General features: G+C 65.4%; 3 protein-coding genes and 3 pseudogenes. 3 read left to right on the top strand and 3 right to left on the bottom strand.

Translation table 11 applies throughout. The features are described 5' to 3' along the window. Nucleotides 1–89 precede the first annotated feature (89 nt). Nucleotides 90–437, bottom strand: a pseudogene (locus ACZ5NH_RS45205) (maturase); the annotation flags it as partial. 539 nt (nucleotides 438–976) lie between these two features. Beyond that, a pseudogene (locus ACZ5NH_RS45200) lies at nucleotides 977–1,669 on the bottom strand (IS5 family transposase); the annotation flags it as partial. Nucleotides 1,670–2,000: 331 nt separating this feature from the next. On the opposite strand from ACZ5NH_RS45200, the gene ACZ5NH_RS45195 reads away from it, so the two are divergent. Continuing rightward, complete coding sequence (locus tag ACZ5NH_RS45195) at nucleotides 2,001–2,528, top strand: SMI1/KNR4 family protein (RefSeq protein ID WP_468784280.1); 528 nt, start codon at nucleotides 2,001–2,003, stop codon at nucleotides 2,526–2,528. Between the two features lie 18 nt (nucleotides 2,529–2,546). On the opposite strand, the pseudogene ACZ5NH_RS45190 reads toward ACZ5NH_RS45195, so the two are convergent. Further along, a pseudogene (locus ACZ5NH_RS45190) lies at nucleotides 2,547–2,681 on the bottom strand (phosphotriesterase family protein); the annotation flags it as partial. A 255-nt stretch (nucleotides 2,682–2,936) separates the two neighbouring features. Between ACZ5NH_RS45190 and ACZ5NH_RS45185 the strand changes: the two are divergent. Both ACZ5NH_RS45185 and ACZ5NH_RS45180 read left to right on the top strand, forming a co-directional pair. Next, nucleotides 2,937–3,701, top strand: a complete 765-nt coding sequence (locus ACZ5NH_RS45185) for a M48 family metallopeptidase (RefSeq protein ID WP_468784278.1) — start codon at nucleotides 2,937–2,939, stop codon at nucleotides 3,699–3,701. Nucleotides 3,702–3,885: 184 nt separating this feature from the next. Beyond that, nucleotides 3,886–4,704, top strand: a complete 819-nt coding sequence (locus tag ACZ5NH_RS45180) for a S1 RNA-binding domain-containing protein (protein WP_468784276.1) — start codon at nucleotides 3,886–3,888, stop codon at nucleotides 4,702–4,704. Nucleotides 4,705–5,080: the final 376 nt, after the last annotated feature.

The raw sequence follows: 5,080 nt of genomic DNA, 5'->3' as shown, positions 1-5,080 counted from the left end.
GCTACGAGCGCAAAGCCGAACACTTCATGGCCTTCACCGCCATCGCCTGCAGCCTCATCTGCTACCGCAGACTCACCAAATGAGACGAGGTCTAATAACAGACGGACCACTTCACCAACGAGCTTGTCCGACCAGGTCGGCAGCCCCAGCGGACGCATCTTCCCGTTCTTCTTCGGGATATGGACACGCCGGACCGGACGGAAGCGATAGCGCTCGTGGCGCATCGCCTCGATGATCCGTCCGATCTTCCGCTGCGACATGCCGTCCACGGTTTCCGACGTTACCCCGGGCGTCATCGCGCCATGGTTGGCGTAGATCCGCCCGTAGGCCAGCAGATACAACTGCGGGTTGAACAACTGCCGATACAGTTCCTCGCACGGCAGGCCACGCCTGCCGCGTTCACGCAGGACACCCAGCACCGTTTTGGCACTCTGCATTTCGCATACCTCCCGACTCTGTGGTGTCCGGATCACCTGGCCCCCTTCGCCCGATGTGGACGGCTTTCCCGCCCTCCCTGGCCGGTCGTTACTCCGGCGACTACTACGGGGCCTCCGTCGCCATAGGACTCGCGTCCCGTAGGCGATCCCACGTTCGTCTCTGTCTGTACGTTCTAGCGCGACTTAGGCGTCCCACTCATCTCCTTGAATGTCCTCGCTGGACATCGCTCCGAGCTCCGGAAGTTGCTCCGGCCGCACGATCGAAGCCAGAGCAGAGCGCGGCGCCGGTTTCAACTGTCCTTCCGGCGGATGGGAACTTGCATCTTCTGGAGATTGGGCTTCAAACAATCCAGTCTTCGCCGTATCGCGCGGGCCACCCAGTGCACCGTCTCTGACAACTAAGCCCGGTCACTGGTTTTCTGACATGCTGTTGTCCCCTTCACCTTTCGGATCCAGGTAAGTCATCGAGCCCAGGAACCTCCTTCCGAGTTCCTCCCGGCTCAGCCGGGGATACAAACAGAGCGCCGCGTGGCGCACAAGGTCCGCTCGACCACCCAACGTCGGGGGATCACCTTGAACCCTTTGATGCCGGGATCGCGTTGGACGACTTCGACGTCGATTCCGAGGCGGGCGCCATGGTCGATGGCTTTCGTCCGGTAGCCGGTGTCGGCCCACGCCTTGGTCACTCGAGGGGTTGCGGCGGAAATCTGCGAGAGCATCTGGATGCCGCCGGCGTTGTCAGAGACGCTGGCCGCGGTCACCCATACGGCCAGCAGCAGTCCGAGGGTGTCGACCCCGATATGGCGCTTACGACCTGCGATTTTCTTGCCCGCGTCGACGCCTTGGCCGGCCGCGGGCACGTTGGCGGAGGTCTTGACGCTCTGGGCGTCCAGCACGCAGGCGCTCGGTTCGGGGTTGTGGCCTTCGGCTTCACGCACCAGGCGACGCAGCAGGCCGTTGAGCTGGTCGAAGACGCCTTCCTTCTGCCAGGCGGCGAAGTAGCCGTACACCGTCTCCCACGGTGCGAAGTCGTGTGGCAGGTAGCGCCAGGGGATCCCGGTGCGGTCGACGTAGAGGATGGCGTCCATGATGCGGCGCAGGTCGTGCTCGGGCGGTCGACCGATGTCCAGACCCTTGCCTCTGCGTTCGGTTCGCCAGGCGGTGAGCGTGGGGCCGATCAACTCCCAGCGCGCATCGGAGAGGTCGCTGGGGTACGGGCGCTGTCGCGTCATGTTTCGGTAGTACCGTCAGGCACGTACCCGTCCCCAGGGTGCAAGCAGTGCTAACCGGGGGCGCTTGGGGATCAGACAGGAGCCACTCGACGCAAACGGGCACTGGTATGGAGTCTCCTGTCGCACAGCCCGCACTGACCACCCTCGCCTCAGTAGTCGCAGACCCGCTCACCCTTCGAAGCACCACCAAACAACCTCGCCGGGACAAAACGCTCTTTAAGAGGGACCCACCCCATGCACGAGGCCCTGGCCGCGGCGGCGAAACCGCGCCCCTCCGTGGACATCTCCGTCGGCCAGGGCCGTTGTCAGTGGCGGCGGCTAGCCTGCCGGCATGATCGAGACGACCGGCGACGACCGCCGCTTCCCGCCCGCCCTGGCCGCCGTCGCCCAGGTGGAGTTTGACTACGACGACGGCGAGGGCGTGGACTTCGAGCCCTACGGCGCCTTCGACTCCGCCGAGGAGACCACCGACTGGATCCGCAACTGGACCGGCAACCACGAACTGGACGGCGACGCCTACCGGGTCTTCGGACAGGACGGCACCGGCGGCCTCGTCGCCCTGTGGCGTGTGCGCCCGGGCCGGCCCCTCGCCGAACAGCCCGTGGTGTTCCTGGGCTCGGAGGGCGAGCGTGGCGTCGTGGCCGGAAACCTGTCCGACTTCCTGTGGCTGCTGGCCGACGGCCTCGGCCCGATGGAGGTCGTCGAGTACGAGCAGCGCGAAGCGCGACCGAACCCGGCACTGACCGAACTCGCCGAGCGCCACGCCACCACGGCGCGCCGACCCGCCCGGGACATCATCACCGAGGCACAGGCCGAGTTCCCGTCCTTCTCGGAGGACCTGGACAAGCTCTGCCGCTGACCCGGTCCGCTCTCGCGCTCAGCGCCACTCGACGGCGAACGCCCGGCCGGGGTTCTCGGTGAGGACGCGGTTCATCAGCTCACCCAGCTCCAGCGCGAGCCGCGGCCGCACCCCGCGCAGCAGATACGGCATCCCCGGACCGCCGTCGACCGAGGCTGTGAGCAAGGCTTGACCTGGGTCATCAAGCCGTGTTTACAGACCGCATCAGTGGTGCCGGAGCCGTCCGAACGCAAGAGTGGAGGTTCTGCTCCAGGTCCAGGGCCATAGGCGATGGTGTGCCGGGTTCTGAGCGGAAATGTCTGCCTCGGTCATCGGGGAGGGGCGGACCCGCTCGCAAAGCTGCAGGTAGTATCCGCGAGCGCTTTGGCCTCCTCGGGCTGTTGAACCATGTGGGCGGGGGATTTCGGGATGACGTTCCGACTGCGCGCTGTCCGCGCGTTCGCGCTGCTGGTCGGCTTCTTTGTGATGGGCGTGGTTCTGTTGTTGGCCATGGCGGTGCTCGACTGGCTGCTGCTGACACGGTTGTTCACCGCGCGGGCGGCCTGGTTCGAAGGCATGGCCCTGACCGTCACCGTCCTGCTGGCGGCGGCGATTCTGCGGGGCATGTTCGCCTTTCTGCGAGCTGGGCGTCTGGGCCCGGTGCCACACGCGGTGGCTGTCACTCCTCAGGACCAGCCCGAGCTGTGGGAACAGATACGAGTCGCTGCCGAAGTGACGGGGCAGCGGCCGCCCGATGAGCTCCATCTGATTGCTGAGGTCAACGCCAAGGTTGCCGAACAAAGCCGCCTGCTGGGGCTGCTGCCCGGACGCCGCCGTATGCTCCTGGGCCTGCCGCTGCTCGCCGGGCTGACCGTCCCGCAGCTGCGCGCCGTCCTCGCCCACGAGTTCGGGCACTACAGCAACCTCGACACCCGGCTCGGCGGTGTCACGATGCGCGGCCGGACTGCGGTACTGCACACGGTGGAGGTTTTTCGCGAGGGCAGCACCCGGCTGCACTACGCGATCGGCACCCTGTACGTCGGCTACGCCCGGATGTTCCTGCGGACCTCGCAGTCCCTGGCTCGCCACCAGGAGCTCGCCGCCGATCAGATGGCAGCCCGGCACGCCGGCCGTGACGCGACGGCCGCTGCGCTGCACATCCTTCCCGTGCTCGCCGCCGCGCACACCCGCTAATAGAGCGCGTGTTCGATTTCCGGGGCAAGGCGAACCACGCCGGCGCAGCGCGGAGGTGTGACTGAGCACGCGAGTTGGCCGCTTCGGTGCTCAGCTTGTGATTCGGATGAGCCGTGACACGCTAGTTGGAACCTGGTCACGAGAGTTGGAACCAGCGCGGCCAGCGCCGACTAGGCTCACCTCCATGTCCGTGCCAGCCGACCCTCGCATGCAGTTCTTGATCGACCAGCTCCGGCCGGGTGCCGTAAGAACGGTGAAGGTCGCCGGGTTCGACGGAGCGGACGTCCTGGTGCAGCTCGTAGATGCTGAAGGGGGGAAAGCCGAGATCGGTCGGATTCCTCGACATGAGGCGTCGATGCGTCGGATGGAGCATCCATCCGAGCTGTTTGAGGTCGGCCAGGAGATCAATGCCGAAGAGATCGGGCGTTGGCGCGAAGGTCAGCTCCACCTCTCCGCCAGGGCATGCGAAAGTCCGGCCTTGCGGTCCTTTCTCCTCTCGTTTGAAACAGGGCAGGTCGCTGCTGGGACGGTCTCCGCGGTCCACAACTTCGGGGTCTTCGTTCACATCGATGGCGAACCGGACGGCCTGTGCACCGGCTTCATCCGGGTGCCGGACCTGACGTGGGGCTGGATCAACCACCCCTCCGAGGCAGTCGAAGTCGGCCAGCGGATCACCGCTGAGGTGATCATTGCCGAGACGCGCTCCGGACAGGTCACTCTCTCGTTGAAGGCTCTGCAGGGAGATCCACTGATTCGCTTTGCGGATCAGGTCGGCCGGGTCCTCACCGGGCCGATCACCAAGATCATTCCTTTTGGTGTATTCGTGCAGCTTGCTCCCGACGTTGTGGGGTTCCTTCATCTCTCTGAACTGACTGACGAGCCGGTCGAGACCCCGGATCAGGTTGTCGATGAAGGCGAGCTGATCACGGTGAAGGTCGCCGAGGTCGACCTCCAGCGTCACCGGGTGCGGCTGGGCGCCGCTTGCGGAGCGGACAGAACCTAGCGAACTGACGCCAAGAAGACCGACAACTCGCGGTTGGTTGCAAGAGGCGTGACCACTTGGTGCCAACAAGCCTGTCCCGCCGACTAGAAACCACCAGCTCGCGGAGCCTCACCGGTTCCAACTAACGTGTCCAGGCTCATCGGAGCCTCCTCCACGGATAGACCGACCGGACTCGCACCCTTCGTCGAACAGGCGTGCGTGGCATCCCTATGATCCGGGCATGAAATTTTTCCGGTCTCGCGGCCGAAGTGACGCCGGGCAGAAGGCGAGATCCCCCCTGGCCTGAGCTGCCCCGAGTTTCGTAGAGTCCGGTGATCTTGTTTCAGGCGGACTGCGGGGTTTGCTCCTGGCTCTGCCAGAAGGCTTCCTCGTACTC

The sequence above is a fragment of the Streptomyces sp. NPDC031426 genome (assembly GCF_055581585.1).
This window is presented reverse-complemented; position numbering and strand designations above follow the sequence as displayed.

Coding starts and splice junctions, on each gene's coding strand:
- ACZ5NH_RS45195 (WP_468784280.1), top strand. CDS start 2,001: ATGATCGAGACGACCGGCGACGACCGCCGCTTCCCGCCCGCCCTGGCC.
- ACZ5NH_RS45185 (WP_468784278.1), top strand. CDS start 2,937: ATGACGTTCCGACTGCGCGCTGTCCGCGCGTTCGCGCTGCTGGTCGGC.
- ACZ5NH_RS45180 (WP_468784276.1), top strand. CDS start 3,886: ATGTCCGTGCCAGCCGACCCTCGCATGCAGTTCTTGATCGACCAGCTC.